The organism is Pseudomonas wadenswilerensis, assembly GCF_900497695.1.
GTDB classification, from domain to species: domain Bacteria; phylum Pseudomonadota; class Gammaproteobacteria; order Pseudomonadales; family Pseudomonadaceae; genus Aquipseudomonas; species Aquipseudomonas wadenswilerensis.
The window spans coordinates 465,785-490,943 of sequence record NZ_UIDD01000010.1; the positions used below are offsets into that span (position 1 = coordinate 465,785).

The window sequence follows — 25,159 nt, forward strand, 5'->3', positions numbered from 1 at the left end:
ATCACGCCGATGGCCTACTTCGAACATGAAGGTTGCTCGCTGCACTACGAGGAATACGGCCAGGGCGAGCCGCTGGTGCTGCTGCACGGCCTGGGCTCCAGCTGCCTGGACTGGGAGATGCAGGTGCCGACGCTTGCCCACCACTACCGGGTGATCCTCATGGACTTCCGTGGCCACGGCCGCTCCGACAAACCGCGCGAGCGCTACAGCATCGCCAGCTTCAGCGCCGACCTGCTGGCCCTGCTCGAGCAGTTGCAGACCGGCCCGGTGCACCTGGTCGGCCTGTCCATGGGCGGCATGATCGGTTTCCAGTTTGCCGTCGATCACCCCGAGTGGCTGCGCAGCCTGTGCATCGTCAACAGCGCCCCGGAGGTCAAGCGCCGCAGCCGCAGCGACTGGATCTGGTGGGCCAAGCGCTGGGCCCTGGCCCGGGTGTTGAGCCTCGAAACCATCGGCAAGGGCCTGGCCGAGCGGTTGTTCCCCAAGCCGCAGCAGGCCGATTTGCGGCGCAAGATGGCCGAGCGCTGGGCCAAGAACGACAAACGCGCGTACCTGGCCAGTTTCGACGCCATTGTCGGCTGGGGCGTGGCGGAACGCCTGGGGCAGATTCGCTGTCCTACCCTGGTCATCAGCGCCGACCAGGATTACACCCCGGTACAACTTAAAGAGCGCTACGTTGCCCTGATTCCACAGGCACGGCTGGCGGTCATCGAAGATTCCCGGCACGCTACGCCCCTGGATCAACCTCACGTATTCAATCAGACGCTGCTGCAGTTCCTGGCGGCGTCCACCACCTCTCAAGGATCATTGAGCCCATGCTGAAAAAACTCCTGCTCGCCACCTGTTCAGTCGTCTTCGCCACCAGCCTGATGGCCGCCGAAAAAGCGCCTCATGTACTGCTGGATACCAGCTTCGGCCAGATCGAAATCGAACTGAACGAAACCAAGGCGCCGATCAGCAGCAAGAACTTCCTGCAATATGTGGACAGCGGCTTCTACAACAACACCGTCTTTCACCGGGTGATCCCGGGCTTCATGGTCCAGGGCGGTGGTTTCACCGAGCAGATGGTGCAAAAACCCACCAAGGACCCGATCCGCAACGAAGCCAGCAATGGCCTGCAGAACGTCCGTGGCACCCTGTCGATGGCGCGCACCTCCGACCCGAACTCGGCCACCAGCCAGTTCTTCATCAACGTCGCCGACAATGCCTTCCTCGACCCGGGCCGCGACCGTGGATACGCGGTGTTCGGCAAGGTCGTCAAAGGCATGGAAGTGGTCGACCAGATCGTCAACTCGCCAACCACAATGAAAAAAGGCATGCGCGATGTGCCGGTCGACCCGGTGTTCATCAAGTCGGCCAAACGTATCGACTGACCTTGGGCTTCACAGGGACGTGAACCAGGCCCGAGGGTCGAACTGAACAGGAGTTACCGTTTTCATGCTGTTTCGCCGCTTCGAAAAGCTCATCGACATCTTCCGTGAGGCGCCTACTGCGGCGCCGCCCACCACGGTATGGCCGTTCTATGTGTACTACCTGCGCCAGGTCTGGCCGAGTTTTGCCGCGCTGCTGGTGATCGGATTCATCGGCGCATTGATCGAAGTGGCCCTTTTCAGTTACTTGAGCCGGATCATCGACCTGGCTCAAGGCACCCCTTCGCCTGATTTCTTCAGCGATCACGCTGCCGAACTGCTGTGGATGCTGGTGGTGGCGCTGATTCTGCGCCCGGTGTTTCTCGGCCTGCACGACCTTCTCGTACACCAGACCATCAGCCCGGGGATGACCAGCATGATCCGCTGGCAGAACCATACCTTCGTGCTCAAGCAGAGCCTGAACTTCTTCCAGAGCGATTTTGCCGGGCGCATCGCCCAGCGCATCATGCAGACCGGCAACTCGCTGCGCGACTCGGCGGTGCAGGCGGTGGACGCGCTGTGGCACGTGCTGATCTATGCAATCAGCTCGCTGGTGCTGTTTGCCGAGGCCGACTGGCGGCTGATGCTGCCGCTGATTACCTGGATTGCCTGCTACATCGGCGCACTTTGCTACTTCGTGCCACGGGTCAAGGCCCGGGCAGTCATCTCCTCCGATGCCCGCTCCAAGCTCATGGGCCGCATCGTCGATGGATACACCAACATCGCCACCCTGAAACTCTTCGCCCACACCGACTTCGAGCAACAGTACGCCCGCGAAGCGATCAGCGAACAGACCGAAAAAACCCAACTGGCCGCCCGCGTGGTCACCAGCATGGACGTGGTCATCACCAGCCTCAACGGCCTGCTGATCGTCAGCACCACGGGCCTGGCGCTGTGGCTGTGGACCCAGTCGCTGATCACGGTCGGCGCCATCGCCCTGGCCACCGGCCTGGTGATCCGCATCGTCAACATGTCCGGCTGGATCATGTGGGTGGTCAACGGCATCTTCGAGAACATCGGCATGGTCCAGGACGGTCTGCAGACCATCGCCCAGCCGGTGAGCGTCACCGACTCGCCGAGCGCACCCAAGCTCAAGGTCGATCGCGGCGGGGTGAAGTTCGACAACGTCAGTTTTCACTATGGCAAGGGCAGCCGCATCATCGACAGCCTGAACCTGGACATCCGCCCTGGCGAGAAGATCGGCCTGATTGGCCCGTCCGGCGCGGGCAAGTCGACCTTGGTCAACCTGCTGCTGCGCCTCTACGACCTGGAAAGCGGGCGCATCCTCATCGATGGCCAGGACATCGCCCAGGTGACCCAGGCCAGCCTGCGTGCGCAGATCGGCATGATCACCCAGGACACCTCGCTGCTGCACCGCTCGATTCGCGAAAACCTGCTGTATGGCCGGCCCGACGCCACTGAAGAAGAGCTGTGGGAAGCCGTACGCCGGGCGCGTGCCGACGAGTTCATCCCGCAACTGTCCGATGCCCAGGGCCGTACCGGCTTCGATGCCCATGTGGGTGAGCGTGGGGTCAAGCTCTCCGGCGGCCAGCGTCAACGCATCGCCATTGCCCGGGTGCTGCTCAAGAATGCGCCGATCCTGATCATGGACGAGGCGACTTCAGCATTGGACTCGGAAGTTGAAGCAGCAATCCAGGAGAGCCTGGAAACCCTGATGCAAGGCAAGACCGTGATCGCCATTGCCCACCGGCTGTCGACCATTGCCCGCATGGACCGCCTGGTGGTGCTGGAGAAAGGCCGGATTGCCGAAATGGGCAGCCATTCGGAGTTGCTCACGCATCAAGGGCTGTATGCACGGTTGTGGCATCACCAGACCGGGGGGTTTGTCGGGATCGACTGAACACCGTGGTGTCTTCATCGCTGGCAAGCCCGCTCCCACACAGGACCAGTGTGGGAGCGGGCTTGCCCCGCGATGACGCCCTCAACCTTGCCGATAAGGCAAAGCCAAACGCGCTTCCCCGGCATACGCCAACACCCCTGCCCGCTCCTGCTCCAGGAACTCCTCCACCGCCCGGCGCAAGCCCGGGTGCAGCAGGTAATGCCAGGAGCGGGTGATCACCGGTTCAAACCCGCGAATCAACTTGTGCTCACCTTGCGCCCCGGCATCGAAACGCTGCAGGCCTTCGGCAATCGCCAGGTCCATGCCCTGGTAGAAACAGGTCTCGAAGTGCAGCCGGTCGAATTCGTCCAGGCACCCCCAGTAACGGCCATACAGGCTGCCACCACCGATCAGGCTGAAGGCCATGGCGACATCACGGCCGCCCTGACGAGCCATCACCACACGAATCGCAGCGGGCATGCGCTCAGCCAGCAGGCTGAAAAACTCCCGGGTCAGGTAAGGCGCGCGACGGCGTACGGCATAGGTATTGGCATAACAGGCAAAGACGAAATCCCACTGTGCCTCGCTCAGTTCATCCGCGCGCAACCAATAAAACTCGATGCCCTGCCCCGCCACCTGTTCGCGCTCCTTGCGCATCTGCTTGCGCTTGCGTGAGCTCAAGGTGTCGAGAAAATCCTGGAAGTCGCGGTAGCCCTGGTTACGCCAATGAAACTGGCATCCCAGGCGCTCCATCCAGCCTTCGCGCTCGCGCATCAGCGCATCCGCCTGCGCATCGGTGAAGTTGATGTGGGCGCCGGACATCCCCTGTTCGAACAGCTCGTCGGTCAGTTGATCCACCAGCTCGGCCGCCGCCTGCGGGTCGCCAAGCAAGCGCGGGCCGGTCACCGGCGAGAACGGCACGGCGCAGAGCAGCTTGGGGTAATAGGCAATGCCTGCCCGCTCACAGGCATCGGCCCAGCCGTGGTCGAATACGTACTCGCCGAATGAATGGGTTTTCACATAGGCGGGCAAGGCGGCGCGCAACTGCCCGGCGCTGTCGGTCAGCAACTGGTGCGCCGGGCTCCAGCCGGTGTTGCGGCTGACGCTGCCGCTGTCCTCCAGACTGGACAGAAACGCGTGGCGCAGGAACGGTTGTTCGTCCGGCACCAGGGCATCCCAGGTGGCAGGCGTGAGTTCGGCGAGGTGTTGCAGGATGAGCTTGGGCATTGACGCAGTCTGCCTCGTCGCGCAGGCGAAAAAAAGCCCCGCGCAAGCGGGGCTGAAGATCTAACGGATGAGGAGCGGTGTTGCTTAGAACACGTACTGCGCGCGCATTACGAAACCGTCGCCGCTGTCGTCGCCGGCGGCGTTCTGGGCATTGTCGACCTTGGCCTTGACGTACACGCCGCTGAGCTTGATCGACTCGTTGGCGTACCAGTTCAGGCCGACGTTGTGGACCTTGCCTTCGATATCGCTGACGTTGGCAAACGCGCCGTTGTCGTCATCGACGCTCAGGTGGTCATAGCGGTAGAACACTTCCCAGGCACCGATCTGCTTGTTCGACGGCTTGATGCTGTCGAACTTGCCGAGCTTGTAACCACGGGCCTCACCGGTGATGGTGTAGGCCAGCTGGCCGTAGTAGCCGTCAGCCTTGATGTCGGAGAACGCGGCGCTGTCGGCTTCGACCTCACGCTTGATGTATTCGCCCTGTACCGAGAACGGGCCCATGGCCCAGGCCGCTTCCAGGCCCCAGGCCTGGTCGGTGTCGTAGGCACCGGCCGGGGTGTTGTTCTGGCCACCCAGGGTCAGGCGGTTGCCATTGGTACCGGCATCCTGACCACCGTCGGTGCTCACCCCGCGCATGCCCAGACGGCTGCGGATACGACCATCGAAAGCGGTGTCGGAAAGGTCACGCTGGGCGTAGTTGATACCGAAGTGCAGGACGTTGCCGGCTTCGTGCATCGGCGCGAAGACGCCGCGCAGGTTGAACTGCTTGGTGCTGTCGCCGTCCTTGTCCTGGTTGGTGGCGTCCTTGGCAAAGGCACCGACCGAACCATACAGCGAATCGCCGGCGTTACCCGACGCCTGGATACCCAGGCCGCCGTTGTGCGAGTTGGTCCAGTCGACCAGGTCGTAGGCAGCGGTACGTTCCTGCGCCGTCACCCACTTGGAGCTGGTGGCTTTTTCCAGACCGAATTCAGGGTCGAAACGACCGAACTTGATCGACACCGGCTTGAAGCCGTTGTAGGCCAGCGACGCTTCGTCGAAGTAGCCGTCTTCGGAACGGTTGTCACCACCGGAGTTGTGCGAGAAGTCGTAGGCGATCTGGTAGGCCCAGTCGGTGTACATCACGCCGCCCAGTTCCAGGTAGGCGCGGCGGAAGTAACCGGCGTCGGCGGTGTTGCCGTTGTTGGTGTAGAAACCGTCGAAACGGCTGTAGTCAGCCTGGATCCGACCGCCCAGCTTGAAGCTGAATTCCTTGTCGGTGGTAGCGACCTCGAGGCCACCCTTGGTCTTGACTACGATATCGGCGCCGTCGGTGGTCACGGTACCCGCAAAAGCCTGGGCGGTAACGGCCATGGCCAAGGCGCTGGCTACGAAACCTGCGAAGTGCTTACGGATCATCGAAGAAGCTCCCCTACTTTATGGTCTTGATAATGTTGAAAAAACACGCGGCTCAGGCCACTTGTGCTGGGGAGGAATCTTGGCGGGGGTGTATGTCAGATCAGTGGCTTTTAGATAAATGTTTTGTGACAGGGGAACTTTTTTACTTCGAAAGGAAATAAGCCGGAAAGCTCCGTTGCAGAGCCTCCCAAGCGTGATTCAGGAGTTTTTCAGTTCACGGGCCAGACGCTCGGCCAGGGCATCGCTGTCGACCACCGGTTCTTCCGGCAAGGCCCGTACCGTGGCCTGGGCCATGCGCATCTGCTTGAGAAAGCGGCGGCAATGGCGACAGAACATCAGGTGCTGGCGGACCATCAGACGCTCGCCCAGGGTCAGTTGCTCATCGAGATAGTCGCTGGAGCGGGCGACGAGTTCCTTGCAGCTCAGCATTGGCCGGTTTCCTCGAAATGTTCCAGGGTGGCGAAGACCTTCAGGCGCGCCCGATGCAGCAGCACGCGGACATTGGAGAGGGAAATCTCGAGAAGATTACAGATCTGCTCCAGCTCCAGGCCCTGTCGCTCGCGCAGCACCAGCACACTGCGTTGCAGCTGCGACAGGCTCAGCAGGGTGTGCTCCAGGCATTCACGCATCTGCTCACGACTGAGCATGGCCTCTGGCGTGTCTTCATGCCAGGCCGAAGGCCCTTGCAACCAGTGGCCGTCGGTGGCGAAGCGCTCGTCACCGATCGTGCCATGGGGGCCTGGCAGGTCATCCAGGAGCACTTCGCGACGGTTCTGTTTGTAGCGGGTCTTGGCTGCGTTGGCGGTAATGGTAAGCAACCAGGTCTTGAGGCTCGAGCGCTGCTCGAATCCCTTGAGGTTACGTACCACCGCCAGCCAGGCGTCCTGTACCGCTTCGTCGGCATGCCGGCTGCCGACAATCGCGTAGGCGACGGCGCGCATGGCGCCCTGATAGGTGTCGACCAGTTCCTTGAACGCTTGTTGCTCACCCTTGAGCAGCCGCTCCAGCAAGCGGGCTTGTTGTTCGCCAGTCATCGCCATCCATCCATCGTTCTGCGGGTAGAGTCCGATTAGGCGGATTTGTTACAGCTAAAGCCATCAGCCAAGTGTCCCAGCACAGTAGGACACTTCGTAAGCAACTGAAGCTCAACGCTTGCGCAGGATCACGCTACCGATCGAATAACCGGCGCCGAACGAGCTGAGCACGCCCAAGGCACCCTGTGGCAAGTCATCCTGATGCTTGTGCAAGGCGATCACCGAGCCGGCCGAACTGGTGTTAGCGTAGCTGTCGAGGATCACCGGTGCCTCTTCTTCCAGCGCATCACGGCCGAGCAGTTTCTTGACGATCAAGTGGTTCATGCTCAGGTTGGCCTGGTGCAGCCAGAAGCGCTTGACGTCGCTGACGTTGAGGTTGTTCTCGGCCAGGTGCTGGCCGATCAGCTCGGCAACCATCGGGCAGACCTCGCGGAACACCTTGCGGCCTTCCTGGACGAACAACTTGTCGGGGGCGCCGATGCCCTCTTCGGCAGCACGGTTGAGGAAGCCGAAGTTGTTGCGGATGTTGTTCGAGAACTGGGTCAGCAGTTTGGTGCTGACAATGTCGAACTGGTGTTTGGAGGTGGCCAGGTCGGCGCGCTCCACCAGTACGGCCGTCGCTGCATCACCAAAGATGAAATGGCTGTCGCGGTCACGGAAGTTCAGGTGGCCGGTACAGATTTCCGGGCTGATCACCAGCACCGCGCGGGCCTGGCCCAGTTGCACGCTGTTGCAGGCGGTCTGGATGCCGAAGGTGGCCGACGAGCAGGCCACGTTCATGTCGAAACCAAAGCCGTTGATGCCCAGGGCCTGTTGCACTTCGATGGCAATGGCCGGGTACGGGCGCTGCAGATTGGAGCAGGCAACGATGACCGCATCGACGTCTGCGGCTGTGCGGCCGGCGCGTTGCAGGGCCTGCTCGGCGGCAGCCACGGCCATCTGGCAGAGGATCGACGGTTCGTCATTGGAGCGCTCTGGCAGGCGCGGCTTCATGCGCTGCGGGTCGAGGATGCCGTCCTTGTCCATGACGAAGCGGCTTTTGATGCCCGAGGCCTTTTCAATGAAGGCGGCGCTGGACTCGGCCAGGGCCTGGACCTCACCGCGCTCGATGGCGGCGGCGTTGTCGCGGTTGAACTGCTGCACGTAGGCGTTGAAGGATTCCACCAGCTCTTCGTTGGAAATGCTGTTGGCCGGGGTGTACAGGCCGGTGCCGCTGATGACGACGTTATGCACGGTCGTTCCTCTGTTCGGGGCCATTGCCAGCCCGGCAACGGCCTGTTCGGTCGGTTTGAATTGGTACCAAAGTACCAACTTTGACTGGCAATGACCCTGGCTTGCCGGGCCACTGCGCAGTGCTGCATGCGTGAGCCGCGCAGGCCCGGCAGGTAATTCCGGGGTGCGCGGCGTATATCAGCCAAGTGTGCCACAACTGCGGGGGTTTAGGCTTCCACCTGACTCCACTGCTTGCTCAGTCGTTTGTCGGAAACCGGCACCTTGGTGCCCAACTGCTGGGCGAACAACGACACCCGGTACTCCTCCAGCCACCAGCGGTACAGCTGCAACTGCTCGTCGCGCTTGCCTTCCTGGGCGTGCTTGTCGAGGCGGGTCTGGTACTGGCTCCAGAGGTTGCCCAGTTCACTGCTCCAGACCCGGTCCTTCTGCACCTGGGCGCCGAGTTTCTCCAGGCGCAGCTCGATCGCCTTGAGGTAGCGCGGCAGCTCCTTGAGCCAGAGCCCCGGGGTTTCGCGGACAAAGCCCGGGTAGACCAGGTTGCCCAGCTGCTGCTTGATGTCGTTGAGGGCCACGGCCTGGGCCAGGTCGATCTTGCCCTTGAAGCGCTTTTGCAGGCCGTGCCAGAGCTTGAGGATTTCCAGGGTCAGGCGCGCCAGGCGTTCGGCGTGCTCGGCCCAGCTACCGCGTTTGCGCTCGGCTAGCGAGGCCAGGCCTGCGCCATCACGCGGCAGGGTGCTTTCGCCTTCAAGGATGCAGCTGTCCAGGCTGGCCAGCAGGATATCTTCGACCAGCGCCTCGACCCGGCCCAGTTCACGGTACAACAGGCCCAGCTCGGTCAGCCCCGGCAGCTTGCCACGCAGGAACTTGGCCGGCTCCGCCAGTTGCTGCAGCAACAGGCGCTGCAAGGCGCGGCGGTGCTGGAATTCGGCTTCGGCCTGGGTCGAGAAACGCCCTTCCTTGACCGTGCCGTTTTCTTCCACCAAGGCCGGATAGACCGTCATCGACAGCCCGGCAAACTTCTGCTGCGCGGTCTCGGCCACCTGGGTGAAGGCCTTGGCCTGCACCGGTTGCTGGCTTTGTGCGGTCTGCGGTACCGCCAGAGCGGCCTGGCTGGCAGCGGCAAAGCGTGCAGTCAGCTCAGCCAGGTCGCGGCCTTCGCCGAGGAACTTGCCCTGGCCATCGACCACTTCCAGGTTCATTTTCAGATGGCTGTCGACCTGCGCGGCGGCTTCGGCCCAGGCTTCATCGCTGACCCGCGCACCGGTCATGCGCAGCAGCTCGCGGCCCAGCGCCTGGGGCAACGAACCTTCGCCGAAGCTCATGCGTTGCAGCGCGGCCTTGACGAAGTCCGGCACCGGCACGAAGTTCTTGCGCAGAGCCTTGGGCAGGTTGCGCACCAGGGCGATGCACTTGGCTTCGAGCAGGCCCGGCACCAGCCACTCCAGGCGCTCGCCCGGCAGGCTTGGCAAGAGTGGCGCCGGCACCCGCACGGTGACGCCGTCGCGCGGATGGTTAGGCTCGAAGTGGTAGCTCAGGGCCAGGCTCAGGTCGCCCAGGCGCAGGGTGTCCGGGTACTGCGCGGCGGTGACTTCACTGGCTTCGCGGGCCAGCACGTCTTCCTCGCGCATGATCAGCAACTGCGGGTCTTTCTGGCTGGTGACCCGGTACCAGCTGTCGAAGGTTGCGGTCTGGTGGATCTCCGCCGGCAAGCGCGCTTCATAGAAGCCGTACAGGGTTTCTTCATCGGCGAGGATGTCGCGCCGACGGGCCTTGGCTTCCAGCTCGTCGAGTTGCTCCAGCAAGCGCCGGTTGGCGGTCAGGCATTTGGCTTTGGACTGGATCTCGCCACCCACCAGTGCCTCGCGGATAAACAGCTCGCGGGACATCACCGGGTCGACCGGGCCGTAATGCACTGGCCGCCGGCCGACCACGATCAGGCCATAGAGGGTGACCTGCTCGAAGGCCACCACCTGGCCGCGCTTCTTTTCCCAGTGCGGTTCGAAATGGTTCTTCTTGATCAGGTGCCCGGCCAGCGGCTCGATCCAGTCCGAATCGATCTTGGCCACCATGCGCGCATAGAGCTTGGTGGTTTCCACCAGCTCGGCGGTCATCAGCCACTGTGGACGCTTCTTGCCCAGGCCGGACGACGGGTGCACCCAGAAGCGCCGTTGACGGGCGCCGAGGTAGTCACCATCTTCGGTCTTCTGGCCGATCTGGCTGAGCAGGCCGGAAAGAATCGCCTTGTGCAGGCGCGGGTAGTCAGCAGGCTCTTTATTGATGCTCAGCTGCAGGTCGCGGCAGATCAGGCTCAACTGACGGTGAGCATCGCGCCACTCACGCAAACGCAGGTAGTTGAGGAAGTTCTTCCGGCACCAGTTGCGCAGCGGGCTGGCGGTCAGGGCCTGGCGTTGCTCTTCGAACCCACGCCACAAATTGACCAGCGCGGCGAAATCGGAGTCGACGTCCTTCCATTGCGCATGGGCCTGGTCGGCCGCTTGCTGGCGCTCCGGCGGACGCTCGCGCGGGTCTTGTACCGACAGCGCACTGGCGACGATCAACAGCTCGTTGAGGCTGCCCTGCTTGGCGCCTTCAAGGAGCATGCGGCCCAGCCGCGGGTCGACCGGCAAGCGCGCCAGTTGCCGGCCCAGGGGGGTCAGCTGGTTCTCGCGGTTGACCGCCGAGAGCTCCTGCAACAGATTGAAGCCGTCGCTGATGGCCTTGCCATCCGGCGGCTCGATGAACGGGAACGCGTCGATCTCGCCCAGGCGCAGGTGCAGCATCTGCAGGATGACCGCAGCAAGGTTGGTACGGAGGATTTCCGGGTCGGTAAAGGCCGGCCGCGCGTTGAAATCCTCTTCGCTGTACAGGCGCACGCAGATGCCCGGCTCGACCCGCCCGCAGCGGCCCTTGCGCTGGTTGGCGCTGGCCTGGGACACCGCTTCGATCGGCAGGCGCTGGACCTTGGCCCGGTAGCTGTAGCGGCTGATGCGTGCGGTGCCGCTGTCGATCACATAGCGAATGCCCGGCACCGTCAGCGAGGTTTCGGCGACGTTGGTGGCCAGCACCACACGCCGCCCGGGATGGGACTGGAAGATCTTTTGCTGCTCGGCCGGCGACAGGCGCGCGTACAACGGCAGGATCTCGGTGTGGCGCAACTGGGCCTTGCGCAGCATCTCGGCGGCGTCGCGAATCTCGCGCTCGCCCGGCAGGAACACCAGCACGTCGCCCGGGCCCTTGCCCTGGCTGCGCTCGAAGGCGGCGATCTCGTCGAGGGTGGCGAGGATTGCCTGGTCAACGGTGAGGTCGTCCTCGACGCGGTTGCCCTCCTCGTCCTGCTCACTGGTTAACGGCCGATACCAGGTTTCCACCGGATAGGTGCGGCCCGACACTTCGATGATCGGCGCATCGTTGAAGTGCTTGGAGAAGCGCTCAAGGTCGATGGTCGCGGAAGTGATGATGACCTTGAGATCAGGGCGGCGTGGCAGCAGGGTCTTCAGATAGCCGAGCAGAAAGTCGATGTTCAGGCTGCGCTCGTGGGCTTCGTCGACAATGATGGTGTCGTAGCGCTCAAGAAAACGGTCGTGCTGGGTTTCGGCCAGGAGGATGCCGTCGGTCATCAGCTTGACCAGGGTGTTGGCGTCGCTCTGGTCTTCAAAGCGCACCTGGTAGCCGACCAGCGCCCCCAGTGGCGTGCCGAGCTCTTCGGCGACCCGGGTGGCGACGCTGCGGGCGGCAATCCGCCGTGGCTGGGTATGGGCGATCAGGCCGTGCTGGCCGCGGCCCAGTTCCAGGCAGATCTTCGGCAATTGGGTGGTTTTGCCCGAGCCGGTTTCGCCGGCAATGATCAACACCTGATGCTCGGCCAGGACCTTTTTGATCTCGTCACGCTTGGCCGCAATCGGCAGGCTGTCATCGTAACGGATGCTCGGCACGCTGGCCTTGCGCGCAGTGACCTGGGCGCAGGAGGCCTGCACCTTGTCGACCCACTGCGCAAGCTTCGCCTCATCCGGGCGCTTGCGCAGCTCGTGCAGCTGCCGGCGCAGGCGGTGACGCTCGGAAATCATGGCGTGGTCGAGGTTTTTCAGCAGTTGATCAATCGCGTGGTCAGTCATGGGGGCTTTTTAGTCGTGCAGGTGAGCCTGCTTTTGCATGATCGGCTTTTCAAGGGCTGCGATTGTCGCAGATTTGCCGACGCTCGGCACGGTTGCGGGCTGGCGAGCCATTGTTTAGCCGGGACTTACCTGAAGTTGTACAAAGGCTGATTTAATGAACCTTCCCCGGCATGGGAGTATCCAGGCATGACTTCGTCTCCCGGCTTGCCCCGTCCGCTGCTGCGCCCTTCGTTCCCGAAGGTGCGGGCATGCTGCGGGGAAAATCCGCTGGTGCACATCATTCTCGCCTTCTGGGCCTTGTGGCACTGCCGCCATGCCCGCCCACCGGACGCCCGCCTCGCCCTGCACTGAACCGTGCGGCCAGCTTCTGGCCGACCTTCCTTGTCGAAGACTGCCGCCTGACCGGCTAGGCAGTCCTGTGCGCCTGACGGCGCGAGCGAGAGCACCATGCAATTTGCCCCCATCGAGCAGGCCCGAACGTTCCTGGCCGCCAACCCCGATATCGAGATGATCGAGCTGTTCATCCTCGACGCCAATGGCGTGCCGCGCGGCAAGCTGCTGCACCGCGAAGAGCTGCTGGCGGTGTACGAAAGCGGTCGGCCATTGCCCAGCACCATCCTCGGCCTGACCCTGAACGGCGACGATGTGGAAAACTCCGGGCTGGTCTGGGATGTCGGCGATATCGACTGCCGCGCCTACCCGCTGGAAAACAGCCTGGTGCGCCTGCCCTGGCGGCAGATCCCCACGGCGGCGCTGCAGGTCAGCATGCACCCCAGCGAAGGCCTGCCGGCAAGCATTGCCGACCCGCGCCACCTGCTGGTCAAGGTCATCGATGCACTGAAGGCCGAAGGTTACTACCCGGTAATGGCCTGCGAGCTTGAGTTCTACCTGCTCGACCAGAAGCGCGACAGCCATGGTCGGCCGCAACCGGCGCTCGACAGCGACGGCGGCCGGCCGCGGGGCACCCAGGTCTATGGCCTGCGCGAGCTGGAACAGATCGAACCGTTTCTCGCCGACCTCTATGCCGCTTGCAAAGCCCAGGGCATTCCGGCGCGCACGGCGATTTCCGAATATGCCCCGGGCCAGGTGGAAATCACCCTGGAACATGGCGATGCGCTGCTGGCCATGGACCAGGCGGTGCGCTACAAGCGCCTGGTCAAGGGCGTGGCGCACAAGCACGGGATGCAGGCCTGCTTCATGGCCAAGCCGTTCGATCACCTGGCGGGCACCGGCATGCACATGCACGTGAGCCTGGCCGATGCCCAGGGCAACAACCTCTACGCCAGTGAAGACAAGGCCGGCACGCCGCTGCTGCGCCAGTCGGTGGCCGGCATGCTCAAGCTGCTGCTCGATTCGCTGCTGCTGTTCTGCCCCAATGCCAACTCCTACCGACGCTTCCAGGCCAACAGCTATGCGCCGCTGGCACCGACCTGGGGGGTCGACAACCGTACCGTCAGCCTGCGAGTGCCAGGCGGCCCGGCCAACAGCCGACACATCGAGCACCGCATCTGCGGCGCCGACGCCAACCCGTACCTGGCTGCCGCAGCCATCCTTGCCAGCCTGCATCACGGCATCCGCCAACAGCTCGACCCGGGCGCGCCGGTCGAGGGCAATGGCTACGCCCAGGCCACCGAACTGCTGCCCACCGACTGGCTGACTTCGCTCACCGCCCTGGAGCGCTCAAGCTGGGCCCGCGAGGCCTTCGGCGCCGAATTCCTCGATGTTTATCTGGCGGTCAAGCGTGCCGAGTACCGCCAGTTCATGGCCGAGGTCGGCGAACAGGACTGGCGCTGGTACCTGACCCAGGCCTGACTCTTTATTTTTGCGCCAAGGATTTTTTGTCATGACTGCAGCCGTGAATGCCGGCCCTGCCCAGCGCAGTGCCTCCTACTACACCGCAAGCCTCAACGACGCCACCCAGTATCCGACCCTCAAGGGCACGGTGAAGGTCGATGTGGCAATCATCGGCGGTGGCTTTACCGGGGTCGCCAGCGCCGTGGAGCTGGCCGAACGCGGCCTGAAGGTCGCCATTGTCGAAACCAATCGCATCGGCTGGGGCGCCAGCGGGCGCAACGGCGGCCAGGTCACCGGCAGCCTCTCGGGCGATGAAGCGATGCGCAAGCAGATGCGCGACAAGCTCGGGGACGAGGTCGATGACTTCATCTGGCACCTGCGCTGGCGCGGCCACCAGATCATCGAGCAAAGGGTTGAACGCTACGGCATCGACTGCGACCTCAAGCGCGGCCACCTGCACGCGGCGATGAAAGCTTCGCACATGGGCGAACTACGCGCCTTCGCCGCCGAGGCCGAGCGCCGTGGCATGGCTGATCAGGTCGAGCTGCTCGACCAGAGCGCCATGCGCGAACACCTGCAAAGCCCGCTGTACCTCGGCGCCCTGAAGAACCGCCGCAACCTGCACCTGCACCCGCTCAACCTGTGCCTCGGTGAAGCCCGTGCCGCGCACAGCCTGGGCGCACTGATCTTCGAAAACTCCGAGGTGCTGGACATCGTTCATGGCGATCAGCCGGCGCTGGTGACTGCCCACGGGCGGGTCGAGGCCAAGCAGATCCTGCTGGCCGGCGACGTCTATCACAAACTGGAAAAGCGCCAGCTCAAGGGCAAGATCTTCCCGGCCATGGGCGGCATCGTCACCACCGCACCACTGGGTGACTTGGCCGCGCAGATCAACCCCCACGACCTGGCGGTGTACGACTGCCGCTTCGTCCTCGACTACTACCGGCTGACCGCCGATGGCCGCCTGCTGTTCGGCGGTGGTGCCAACTATTCCGGGCGCGATTCACGGGATATCGCCGGTGAACTGCGCCCGTGCATCGAGCGCACGTTTCCGGTGCTCAAGGGCGTGCCGATCGAGTTCCAGTGGAGTTGCGCGATGGGTATCGTGGTCAACCGCATCCCGCAACTGGGCAAGCTTTCGGATAACGTCTGGTACTGCCAGGGTTATTCCGGGCACGGCATCGCCACCAGCCATATCATGGGCGAAATCATGGCCGAAGCACTGACCGGGACACTGGAGAAATTCGATACCTTTGCCGGCTGCAAACACATCAAGGTGCCGATGGGCGATGTGCTGGGCAATCCGTTGCTGGCGGCGGGGATGTGGTATTACCAGATGCTCGAAAAATTGCGCTGAAACCATCGCTGGCAAGCCAGCTCCCACAAGGTCTAATTACACCGTACCTGTGGGAGCTGGCTTGCCAGCGATCGAGCGCGAAGCGTTCGCCTGAAACTCAGGCGATCTTCTTCAGGCCCAGCTTCTTCAGCTCTTCATCACGCAGTTCACGGCGCAGGATCTTGCCAACGTTGGTGGTCGGCAGCGCATCGCGGAACTCGACGAAGCGCGGTACCTTGTAGCCGGTGACATTGGCACGCATGTGCTCCATCACCTGCTCCTTGGTCACCGTCATGCCCGGCTTGACCACGATGAAGATCTTGATCACTTCACCGGACTTCTCGTCCGGCACGCCGATGGCTGCGCACTGCAGCACGCCCGGCAAGGCCGCCAGCACATCTTCGAGTTCGTTCGGATAGACGTTGAAACCGGAGACCAGGATCATGTCCTTCTTGCGATCGACGATGCGCATGTAGCCGTCGGTCTGGATCAGGGCGATGTCACCGGTCTTCAGCCAGCCATCGCTGTCGAGGATCTCGTTGGTGGCGTCTTCACGCTGCCAGTAGCCCTTCATCACCTGCGGCCCTTTCACGCACAACTCGCCGATTTCGCCCAGGGCCAGTTCGACACCGGCGTCGTCGATGATCTTGCACAGGGTCGAGGGCATCGGAATACCGATGGTGCCGATCTGGTTCTGCTCGGCCGGGTTGACCGCTGCCACCGGGCTGGTTTCGGTCATGCCGTAACCTTCGCAGATGGCGCATCCGGTCACTGCCTTCCAGCGCTCGGCGACACTCATCTGCAGCGCCATACCGCCCGACAGGGTGATCTTCAGGCCGGAGAAATCCAGCTTGCGGAAATTCTCGTTGTTGCACAGGGCGACGAACAAGGTGTTCAAACCGACAAAGCCGCTGAACTTCCACTTGCCCAGTTCCTTGACCATCGCCGGCAAGTCGCGCGGGTTGCTGATCAGGATGTTGTGGCTGCCGATCAGCATCATCGCCATGCAGTGAAAGGTGAACGCGTAGATGTGGTACAGCGGCAGAGGGGTGATCAGGATCTCGCAACCTTCGTTGAGGTTCGAGCCCATCAGCGCCCGGCATTGCAGCATGTTGGCCACCAGGTTGCGGTGGGTCAGCATTGCGCCCTTGGCCACCCCGGTAGTACCGCCGGTGTACTGCAACACGGCGACGTCGTTACTGTCCGGATTGGCTTCCTGAACAGCCTTGCCACGACCTTTGCTCAACACATCGTTGAACTTGACCGCCTTGGGCAGGTTGTACGCCGGAACCATTTTCTTCACGTACTTGATCACGCTGTTGATCAACAAGCGTTTAACCGGTGGCAACAAGTCGGCCACTTCGGTGACAATAACGTGTTTGACCTGGGTCTTGGGCACCACCTTCTCGGCCAGGTGCGCCATGTTCGCCAGGCAGACCAGCGCCTTGGCGCCGGAATCGTTGAACTGGTGTTCCAATTCCCGCGCGGTATACAACGGGTTGGTGTTGACCACGATCAGGCCCGCACGCAGGGCACCGAAGACGGCAACGGGGTATTGCAGAACGTTGGGCAGCTGCACGGCAATACGATCACCCGGCTGCAGGTCGGTATGCTGTTGCAGGTAAGCGGCAAAGGCCCCCGACAACTCATACAACTCGCCGTATGTAATGGTTTTGCCCAGGTTGCTAAAGGCCGGTTTATCGGCAAAGCGCTGGCAAGACTGCTTCAATACCGCCTGAATATTCGGATACTCATCAGGATTGATTTGCGAGGCAATCCCGGCTGGGTACTTATCCTTCCAAAAATTTTCGATCATGGAAGCCCACTCCTCCAGCAGCAGCGAATTCTTCACCGCAGTCGATGCGATTATTATTGATATAAGATTACGGTTTATTGCAAACCTGATAATCCGAAGCGGGCCGAGAGTAGCAGCTTTGCCAAGGGCCGCCTAGAGCTAAAGTAGCCCGAACAGTCACGGAAATGACTCTTGATTATGTCGTAGTCATTTTTAGAGTAAAAATTCTAAAGCACACTGTTGGAGCGGGCTTGCCCCGCGATAGCGCCCTGTCTGGCACGGCACATCGCGGGGCAAGCCCGCGCCCACAGTGACTCAGCGCCGCCGTCAGGCTATATCCCGAAGCTCCCTGCGCAAAATCTTGCCCACCGCCGTCATCGGCAACGAGTCCCTCAACACAATGTGCTTGGGCACCTTGTAGCCGGTGAAGTTGGCCTTGCAATAAGCCTTCAGCTCTTCAAGGCTCACCCCACCCTCGCGCGGCACCACGAACAGCTTCACCGCCTCGCCCGAACGCTCATCAGGGACGCCGATCACCGCGCAACTGGCCACTTGCGGATGGCTCATCACCACCTCTTCGATCTCGTTCGGATACACATTGAAACCCGAGACGATGATCATGTCCTTCTTGCGGTCGACGATACGGGTAAAGCCATCCGGGTCGATCACGGCAATATCGCCAGTCTTGAACCAGCCTTCGCTGTCCAGCGCCTCGGCGGTCGCCTCGGGGTGCTGCCAGTAGCCCTTCATTACCTGCGGGCCCTTGATACACAGCTCGCCGCGCTCTCCAAAGGGTTGCTCCTCCCCCTCATCGTCAATGACCTTGAACGCCGTGCCCGGCACCGGAATGCCCACGGTCCCCAGGCGCGCCAGCTGGCCATAAGGGTTGGTACTGGCCACCGGCGAGGTCTCGGTCAGGCCGTAGCCTTCGACAATGCGGCAACCGGTGATGCTCTCCCAACGCTCGGCGGTGGCGCTGACCAGTGCGGTACCACCGGAATTGGTCACTTTCAGCGCCGAGAAGTCGAGGTTCTTGAACTCGGGGTGGTTCATCAACGCCACGAACAGGGTGTTAAGCCCCAGCAGTGCAGAGAACTTCCACTTTTTCAGCTCCTTGACGAAGCCGGGGATGTCCCGCGGGTTGGTGATCAGCACGTTGTGGTTGCCGGTGACCATCATGCACATGCAGTTCGCGGTGAAGGCATAGATATGGTAGAGCGGCAGCGGTGCGATCATCACCTCCTGCCCCTCCTTGATCAGGCGCTGGCCATCGGGCCCATGCTGGGAGAAACACGCCAGCACCTGGAGCATGTTGGCCACCAGGTTACCGTGGGTCAGCATCGCGCCCTTGGCCAGGCCCGTGGTGCCGCCGGTGTACTGCAACACGGCGATGTCGTCGAGGCTCAGCGATACCGGCTTGAGCGACTGGCCACGGCCCTGGGCCAGGGCGCTCTTGAATGGCACAGCCTGTGGCAGGCGGTAGTCCGGAACCATCTTCTTGACCTTGCTGACGATGGTATTGACCAGCCAGCCCTTGGCCGTCGGCAGCATGTCGCCCATCTTCGCTTCGATGAGGAATTCGATGCCGGTGTCCGGCAGCACTTCCTGCACCAGCTTGCCGAACATGTTCAGGTACACCAGCGCCCTGGCGCCGGAGTCCTTGAACTGGTGGCGCATCTCGCGGGCGGTGTACAGCGGGTTGGTGTTGACCACGATCAGCCCGGCGCGCATGGCGCCGAATACGGCGATGGGGTACTGCAGCACGTTGGGCATCTGTACCGCGATGCGGTCGCCCGGCACCAGGTCGGTGTGCTGCTGCAGGTAAGCGGCGAAGGCCGCGGAATAGCGTTCGAGTTCGGCGTAGCTCAGGGTCACCCCGAGGTTGCTGAACGCCGGGCGGTCAGCAAACTTCTTGCAGGAGCGTTCGAACACTTCGACCACTGACTTGTAAGCGTTTATGTCAATTTGCGAAGGAACGCCTGCCGGGCGCTTGTCATTCCAGAAATCAGCTTGCATTTATTCTTGTCCTCATACCTGAGCCGTTCCGGCCCCCTTGCCTGCTTGGCGAAGAAGGTGCTCTGCCGACGTTAGCAGGTATGTCGCAGGTGGCAAATACGCCAAGCGCTGTCATTAACATTGTGAATCTTATTGCTGATGACCCTGCGATTGTGTGCCTGGGTTATACACTGTGCTGACTCACCGACTTGCGTGCACAAGGACCCGCCATGCACCACGACGCGTTCTGGCTTCCGGCCAGCGATCACTGCAGCCTCTACGTTTATCAATGGCTGCCGGCCACGCCGATCAAGGCGGTGGTGCTGCTGGCCCACGGCATGGCCGAGCATGCCGGGCGCTATCAACGCCTGGGCGAGGCGCTCAGCAAGGCCGGCTATGCCCTGTTCGCCCATGACCAGCGCGGCCATGGGCGCACCGCCGAACTTGGCACTTTAGGCCTGTTCGCCCGACACAATGGCTGGAACAGCGTAGTCAACGATCTGGGCCCGCTCAGCCAGCACATCGGCCAGCAGTTTCCGGGCACACCGGTATTCCTGTTTGGCCACAGCATGGGCAGCTACATCGCCCAGGCTTACCTGATGCACCATGGCGCCAGCCTGCAAGGCGCGATTCTCAGCGGCTCGAACTTCCAACCCCCTGCCCTGTACCGAACGGCTTGCCTGCTTGCCCGCTTCGAAGCCTGGCGCCAGGGTCCGCTGGGGCACAGCGCGCTGATCGAGTGGTTGTCGTTCGGCTCGTTCAACAAGGCCTTCAAGCCCAACCGCACCGCCTTCGACTGGCTCAGCCGCGACAACGACGAAGTCGACAAGTATGCTGCCGATCCGTTGTGCGGCTTTCGCTGCAGCAACCGTTTGTGGATCGACCTGCTGATGGGCCTGGAGCAAATCAGCCAGCCGCGTAACCTGGCGCAGATCGATCCGAACCTGCCGATCCTGGTGATGGGCGGTGAATGTGATCCGGTCAGTGCCGGCAAGCGTCTCAAGGATCTGGCGGGTGCCTTGCGCCTGGCCGGCAATCAGCATGTGCAGCTGCAGCTCTACCCCCAGGCGCGGCATGAGCTGCTCAACGAAACCAACCGTGACGAGGTCACGGCCGCCATCATCGACTGGCTGGACCAGGCCCTGGCCATTGGCCGCCCCGCCCGCAGCGAATGACGACCGCCCCGCACGATAGAAGGAAAGCCAAGCGATGACCCAGGTCACCAACACCCCGTACGAAGCCCTCGAAGTCGGCCAGACCGCCAGCTTCAGCAAGACCGTCGAAGAACGTGACATCCAGCTGTTCGCTGCAATGTCCGGTGACCATAACCCGGTGCACCTGGATGCCGAGTTCGCGGCCAAGAGCATGTTCAAGGAGCGCATCGCCCACGGCATGTTCAGTGGCGCGCTGATCAGCGCCGCGGTGGCCTGCGAACTGCCTGGACCGGGCACCATCTACCTGGGCCAGACCATGAGCTTCCAGAAGCCGGTCAAGTTCGGCGACACCCTGACCGTGCGCCTGGAAATCCTCGAGAAACTGCCGAAGTTCAAGGTGCGCATCGCCACCCGCGTATTCAACCAGAACGACGAGCTGGTGGTTGACGGCGAGGCCGAGATTCTCGCCCCGCGCAAGCAACAGACGGTCGAGCTGGTCAGCCCGCCGCCGATCACCATCGGCTGAGTGTCACAACTCGCTCAGGCGGCGCTCGATAAAGCGCCGCTCGGGGCCCTGACGGGTCAGTTCGAGAGCTCTGCAATAGGCCTCGCGGGCTTGACCCAGCAGGCCTAGCTGGCGGCACAGTTCAGCGCGGGCCGAATGGGCCAGGTGGTAGTCCTGCAACTGACCGCGGGCCAGAATCGCCTCCACCGCCGCCAACCCCGCCTGGGCGCCATCGCGCCGGGCCAGGGCAGCGGCGCGGTTGAGTTCGACCACCGGCGACGGCCAGCGCTGCCACAGTACATCGTACAGACCGACGATCTCTGCCCAGTCCGTGTCCTCGGCACTGGCCGCTTGCGCATGCACGGCGGCAATCGCTGCCTGCAAGCTATAGACGCCAAACTGCTGGCTACGCAGGGCCTGCTGCACCAGCTGGCAGCCTTCGGCAATCAGTTCACGGTTCCACAGCCTGCGGTCCTGCTCATCCAGCAGCACAAGCTCGCCCTGGGCATCGCTGCGCGCCTGCTGCCGCGAAGCCTGCAGGAGCATCAGCGCCAGCAGGCCGAGCACTTCCGGATCGGGCAGCAATTGCTGGAGCAAACGCCCAAGGCGGATCGCTTCATCGCTCAGGTCGTGGCGCATCAGGCTCTCCCCCGAAGACGCCGAGTAGCCTTCGTTGAACACCAGGTAGATCACCCGCAACACGCTATCAAGACGCTCCGGCAGTTCGGCCAGAGACGGCACCTGATAGGGAATTCGCGCATCGCGGATCTTGGCTTTGGCGCGGACGATGCGCTGGGCGATGGTCGCCGGGCTCTGCAAAAACGCGCGGGCGATTTCTTCGGTGGTCAGGTCACAGACTTCGCGCAAGGTCAGCGGCACCTGGGCATCGGCGGCCAGCGCCGGGTGACAGCAGGTGAAGATCAGGCGCAGGCGGTCGTCCTCCAGCTCTTCGTCATTCACCTGAGCCTCCTCGAGCGACTCCAGCGCCTGCACCAACTGCGCCTGGGAGCGGTCGAAACGCGCACGCCGGCGCAGGCTGTCGATCGCCTTGAAGCGCCCGGTGGACACCAGCCAGGCCCTGGGGCTGGCAGGAATACCGTCACGCTGCCAGCGTTCGACGGCAATGAAAAATGCTTCGTGCATGGCCTCTTCAGCCAGGTCGAAGTCGCCCAGCAGGCGAATCAGTGTCGCCAGGATGCGCCGCGACTCCTGGCGATAGACCGTCTCCAGTTGTGCCCGTACCGTAGCAAGCGTGGCCATCAGTCGGGCATCTGCGTAGTCACCAGCGCCACCAGGCGATCCAGGCTCTCACCCCAGCCACGGTGAAAGCCCATCTCTTCGTGGGCCTGGCAATCGGCGGCACTCCAGTGCCAGGCGCGGGCGGTGTACTGGGTCTTGCCGTGAATGTCGTCGAAGGTCACGACAACGGTCATGAAAGCCTTGTTCGACGGGACCCAACCCGGGCCGAAAGCATCGGTAAAGACGATCCGCGCCGGCGGCACGATCTCCAGAAACACCCCCTGATTCGGATACTCGCTGCCGTCAGGTGCACGCATCACAGTACGAAACAAGCCGCCCACCCACAGCTGCATTTCGCATTCCGGCGTAGTCATGCCGTTGGGGCCCCACCACCGGGCAAGCAGTTGCGGCTCGGTCCAGGCGCGAAACACCTTGGTCCGCGGCGCGTCGATCAGACGCGTCAACGACAGCTCATGCTGCGCCTTGGGCTGCTCGGGGTGTAGAAGGCTCATCGTGTTGTTCTCCTTGGTTTCAGGGTTGCAACTCGCGGATTGGCCGCACCTCGACACTGCCGACCCGCGCAGCGGGAATGCCGCGGGCAATGTTCAAGGCCTCGTTCAAGTCCCGCGCATCAACCAGATAGAAGCCGGCCAGTTGCTCCTTGGTTTCGGCGAAAGGGCCGTCGGTCAGGCTCATCTGCCCGCCGCGCACACGCACGGTGGTTGCGGTCTGCACCGGTTTGAGCGCCTCCGCGGCGAGCATTCGGCCGCTGCCCTGGATCGATTCGGCGTAGGCCATGCACTCGGCGTCGGCCGGGCTTTCGGGCAAGCTATGCAGCAGACTTTCGTCACAGTAGACCAGGCACAGGTATTTCATCGTCGTCTCCACAGCTGGGGATACTATGGCGGTAGATCACACCGCCTTAGAAAGCGCGATTCGGCATAACTCTCGGGGTTCTAAGCTCAAGGCTTGAGCGAGAACAGCGCGGCACCTGATTCCATGTCGAACGGCGCTGACCAGTGCTCATGAATCACCTTCCATTGCCCGTCGATCCGCTGGTAGCCCACGGTCGCGCGCATGTAGCAGCCTTGATCCTCACCCCCTTCGCTGCTGGCCGGGCCACAGCGATTGAGCCAGTGGGCCAAAGCCAGTTCCGGGGTGGCCTGGATCTGCAATTGCTCGATTTCGAAGATCATTTCGCCGGGGCAGTGATCCATGCAGGCCTGCCAGTGGGCGCGATAGGCGGCCTTGCCTTGGAACTGCAATTGCTGGATCGCATCAAAAGCGCGAATGTTCTCGGCGTAAGGCGCGGTAATGGCCTCGACATCCCGCGAGCGTACTGCGGGAAGCCATTGTTCGATGAGTTGGCGGATTTCGTTCTCGGCGGCGCTGTTCATGGTCGTGTCCTCTGCGCGATCAGGCGCCGAACAACTCGGCGCGTTCACAGATGGTCGAATGGCAGCGGCTGAAATCGACAGACTGGGGAAACTGATTGCGAGCCTCAGAAACCCAACCCAAGGATCACATACGCGAAGAACCAGAAAAGACTGACGGTGGTCCTCCAGCGGGTAATCGGGCCAAAGCGCCTGGCTTGTTGTGCAGCGCTACAGCGTTCGATCATTTGTCTTCCAAAGGTAACCAGATTTCCATCACGCTGTGGCTGTCGTTGGGGTTGAAGTCCCGGCCATAACGCTCGAACTCAGGCGCGTTGGCCACGGTTTCGCCGGACACCGGCACCCAGTCCTGCCAGATTGCCTGAAAGGTAGCCTTGAGATTGTCGAGGCTACCGTGGTGCTCAAACACCGCATAACGCCGGGCCTTGAGCTCGACATGCCGAAACTCTGCAGGCAGCGGCTCAGTGCCCTGCACTTCAACCCCGGCGATATAGTCGAAATTGCCTTTGCCATCACCGTTGCAGCACACCCCGTAGGCTTCCTCGCCCACCTGCCCGGGTACCCGGCCAATGTGCTGCTCGAAGCGGTGCCACAGGGTGGGGATTTGCTGGAGGGTGGCCTGGCCATAGCGCTTACCAAGTCCGGCAACCGTGAAGGTACGACCATCTTCGAAACGCGCGGGTTTGATCGGGGGAGTCTGCAGAGTCATGTCCTTTGCCTCGTTCGCCAGGGTAATGGGCACAGCGCATCCGTACCCACCGCTAGAGTAGCGGCAATTGCCCATTCTCGTAATCTGCTTGAGGTTCTGCCCCGGACGAAAAGAGCCCCTTGCGGAGCTCTTGGCCTTATTGCGGAAGAAAACTGTCGCCGGAGCGTTTGGCGCGTTTGGCGGCGTGTTTTTCTTTGGCGGTTTTCAGTGGTTTTTTCTTCGTCATCTTTTTCGCATCAAGACCTTTCATCGAAGATCCTCCTGCCTGACGGCACCTGCGCACCGGTGTCTCGAATCATTATAGACCCGGGGTGGCCGCAGGCACGGCGAGGATGAACTCGCGGTAACCGGAAAGAACCACGTAGCCGGCGAAATAACAGAAGATGCCCGCCGACAGCAGGTACGACCAGGTCAGCAAGCGGTCACCCAACAACCGCCCGCCATGGCTGGCAATGCCGCACAACGACAGGCACCAGATCAGCCCGGCGGCAAAGAAGCCGGAGAGAAACAGCCCGGCTTCGAACAGGCTGCCGCCACCGGAACGGGAAATCAGCACCCCGCCGACCGCGGCAAACCAGAGAATGGCGCTGGGTGACGACATGGCCAGGAAGATCCCGCGCATGAACTCGCGCCAGCCCGATTCCACGACCACCTCGCCACGGGTCTCCAGGTGGGTGTTGCCGCGCAGCGCCGCCAGCAGCATCTTGATGGCAAACCACACCAGCAACACCGACCCGCCCAGCCACAGCACCCAGCGTACCGTTTCAAATTGCAGCAACACGGTCATCCCCGCCAACGCCGCAATGGCATACAGCAGATCACCGACACAGGTGCCCAGCCCCAGCCAGAAGCCCTGCAGGAACCCCCGCTGCATGGCCAGGGTGATCATGGCGATATTGGCAATGCCGATATCCAGGCACAACGACAAACTCAGCAGAAATCCATTTGAAAAAGGCATCGACGTTCCGTAACCGCTGTTGAGGGC

22 protein-coding genes are annotated in these 25,159 nt (G+C 62.4%); 8 read left to right on the forward strand and 14 right to left on the reverse strand.

Annotation, left to right across the window (positions count from 1 at the left end):
• Positions 1–9: 9 nt before the first annotated feature.
• From CCOS864_RS20980 to CCOS864_RS20990, 3 genes are all read left to right on the forward strand, one after another.
• Entirely contained in the window at positions 10–822 is an 813-nt protein-coding gene (locus CCOS864_RS20980) for an alpha/beta fold hydrolase (protein ID WP_115088192.1), read from the forward strand.
• Positions 816–1,373 carry a peptidylprolyl isomerase gene (locus CCOS864_RS20985; protein ID WP_115088193.1) on the forward strand — a complete coding sequence of 186 codons (558 nt, stop codon included), beginning with the start codon at positions 816–818 and terminating at the stop codon, positions 1,371–1,373. The genes CCOS864_RS20980 and CCOS864_RS20985 overlap by 7 nt, the downstream gene beginning before the upstream one ends.
• 64 nt (positions 1,374–1,437) lie before the next feature.
• On the forward strand, positions 1,438–3,270 hold the full coding sequence (locus tag CCOS864_RS20990) for an ABC transporter ATP-binding protein (RefSeq protein WP_115088194.1): 1,833 nt from the start codon (positions 1,438–1,440) through the stop codon (positions 3,268–3,270).
• Positions 3,271–3,351: 81 nt separating this feature from the next.
• On the opposite strand, the gene CCOS864_RS20995 is transcribed toward CCOS864_RS20990, so the two are convergent.
• The 6 genes from CCOS864_RS20995 to hrpA form a co-directional block, all read right to left on the reverse strand.
• Positions 3,352–4,476, reverse strand: a complete 1,125-nt coding sequence (locus CCOS864_RS20995) for a GNAT family N-acetyltransferase (protein WP_115088195.1) — start codon at positions 4,474–4,476, stop codon at positions 3,352–3,354.
• Between the two features lie 84 nt (positions 4,477–4,560).
• Entirely contained in the window at positions 4,561–5,874 is a 1,314-nt protein-coding gene (locus CCOS864_RS21000; RefSeq protein WP_115088196.1) for an OprO/OprP family phosphate-selective porin, read from the reverse strand.
• A gap of 198 nt (positions 5,875–6,072) precedes the next feature.
• Entirely contained in the window at positions 6,073–6,303 is a 231-nt protein-coding gene (locus tag CCOS864_RS21005) for an anti-sigma factor family protein (RefSeq protein ID WP_115088197.1), read from the reverse strand.
• On the reverse strand, positions 6,297–6,908 hold the full coding sequence (locus tag CCOS864_RS21010) for an RNA polymerase sigma factor (protein ID WP_115088198.1): 612 nt from the start codon (positions 6,906–6,908) through the stop codon (positions 6,297–6,299). The genes CCOS864_RS21005 and CCOS864_RS21010 overlap by 7 nt, the downstream gene beginning before the upstream one ends.
• Before the next feature lie 111 nt (positions 6,909–7,019).
• Entirely contained in the window at positions 7,020–8,141 is a 1,122-nt protein-coding gene (locus tag CCOS864_RS21015; RefSeq protein ID WP_115088199.1) for a beta-ketoacyl-ACP synthase III, read from the reverse strand.
• 206 nt (positions 8,142–8,347) lie between these two features.
• Positions 8,348–12,253, reverse strand: a complete 3,906-nt coding sequence (gene hrpA / locus CCOS864_RS21020) for an ATP-dependent RNA helicase HrpA (protein ID WP_115088200.1) — start codon at positions 12,251–12,253, stop codon at positions 8,348–8,350.
• A gap of 186 nt (positions 12,254–12,439) precedes the next feature.
• Here hrpA and CCOS864_RS28275 point away from each other — a divergent pair, with 186 nt between their 5' ends.
• The 3 genes from CCOS864_RS28275 (at position 12,440) to CCOS864_RS21030 (ending at position 15,404) form a co-directional block, all read left to right on the forward strand.
• Positions 12,440–12,604 (forward strand): hypothetical protein, encoded by a 165-nt coding sequence (locus CCOS864_RS28275; RefSeq protein ID WP_166675713.1) that lies wholly within the window; start codon positions 12,440–12,442, stop codon positions 12,602–12,604.
• 96 nt (positions 12,605–12,700) lie between these two features.
• Positions 12,701–14,065, forward strand: a complete 1,365-nt coding sequence (locus CCOS864_RS21025) for a glutamine synthetase family protein (RefSeq protein ID WP_115088201.1) — start codon at positions 12,701–12,703, stop codon at positions 14,063–14,065.
• Positions 14,066–14,096: 31 nt separating this feature from the next.
• The gene (locus tag CCOS864_RS21030; protein WP_115088202.1) at positions 14,097–15,404 is read left to right on the forward strand and encodes an NAD(P)/FAD-dependent oxidoreductase; all 1,308 of its coding nucleotides are present in this window, start codon (positions 14,097–14,099) and stop codon (positions 15,402–15,404) included.
• A gap of 97 nt (positions 15,405–15,501) precedes the next feature.
• Here CCOS864_RS21030 and fadD1 read toward each other — a convergent pair whose 3' ends face one another.
• The gene (gene fadD1 / locus CCOS864_RS21035) at positions 15,502–17,199 is read right to left on the reverse strand and encodes a long-chain-fatty-acid--CoA ligase FadD1 (protein ID WP_115088203.1); all 1,698 of its coding nucleotides are present in this window, start codon (positions 17,197–17,199) and stop codon (positions 15,502–15,504) included.
• A gap of 306 nt (positions 17,200–17,505) precedes the next feature.
• Entirely contained in the window at positions 17,506–19,194 is a 1,689-nt protein-coding gene (fadD2, locus tag CCOS864_RS21040) for a long-chain-fatty-acid--CoA ligase FadD2 (protein WP_115088204.1), read from the reverse strand.
• Between the two features lie 209 nt (positions 19,195–19,403).
• On the opposite strand from fadD2, the gene CCOS864_RS21045 reads away from it, so the two are divergent.
• Together CCOS864_RS21045 and CCOS864_RS21050 are read left to right on the forward strand one after the other, a co-directional pair.
• Complete coding sequence (locus CCOS864_RS21045; protein ID WP_115088205.1) at positions 19,404–20,348, forward strand: alpha/beta hydrolase; 945 nt, start codon at positions 19,404–19,406, stop codon at positions 20,346–20,348.
• Between the two features lie 34 nt (positions 20,349–20,382).
• Positions 20,383–20,853, forward strand: coding sequence for a MaoC family dehydratase (locus tag CCOS864_RS21050; protein WP_045187560.1), 471 nt, complete (start codon positions 20,383–20,385; stop codon positions 20,851–20,853).
• Between the two features lie 3 nt (positions 20,854–20,856).
• On the opposite strand, the gene CCOS864_RS21055 is transcribed toward CCOS864_RS21050, so the two are convergent.
• From CCOS864_RS21055 to CCOS864_RS21080, 6 genes are all read right to left on the reverse strand, one after another.
• A complete protein-coding gene (locus tag CCOS864_RS21055; RefSeq protein ID WP_115088206.1) occupies positions 20,857–22,092 on the reverse strand; it encodes an RNA polymerase sigma factor in 1,236 nt (411 codons plus the stop codon).
• Positions 22,092–22,583: an SRPBCC family protein gene (locus CCOS864_RS21060; protein WP_115088207.1), complete on the reverse strand. Its 492-nt coding sequence runs from the start codon at positions 22,581–22,583 to the stop codon at positions 22,092–22,094. The genes CCOS864_RS21055 and CCOS864_RS21060 overlap by 1 nt, the downstream gene beginning before the upstream one ends.
• Positions 22,584–22,602: 19 nt before the next feature.
• Positions 22,603–22,947 carry a YciI family protein gene (locus CCOS864_RS21065; RefSeq protein WP_115088208.1) on the reverse strand — a complete coding sequence of 115 codons (345 nt, stop codon included), beginning with the start codon at positions 22,945–22,947 and terminating at the stop codon, positions 22,603–22,605.
• 86 nt (positions 22,948–23,033) lie between these two features.
• Positions 23,034–23,468 (reverse strand): YybH family protein, encoded by a 435-nt coding sequence (locus CCOS864_RS21070; RefSeq protein WP_115088209.1) that lies wholly within the window; start codon positions 23,466–23,468, stop codon positions 23,034–23,036.
• 220 nt (positions 23,469–23,688) lie between these two features.
• The gene (locus CCOS864_RS21075; protein ID WP_115088508.1) at positions 23,689–24,174 is read right to left on the reverse strand and encodes a GyrI-like domain-containing protein; all 486 of its coding nucleotides are present in this window, start codon (positions 24,172–24,174) and stop codon (positions 23,689–23,691) included.
• A 298-nt stretch (positions 24,175–24,472) separates the two neighbouring features.
• Positions 24,473–25,132, reverse strand: coding sequence for a LysE family translocator (locus CCOS864_RS21080; protein ID WP_115088210.1), 660 nt, complete (start codon positions 25,130–25,132; stop codon positions 24,473–24,475).
• Positions 25,133–25,159: the final 27 nt, after the last annotated feature.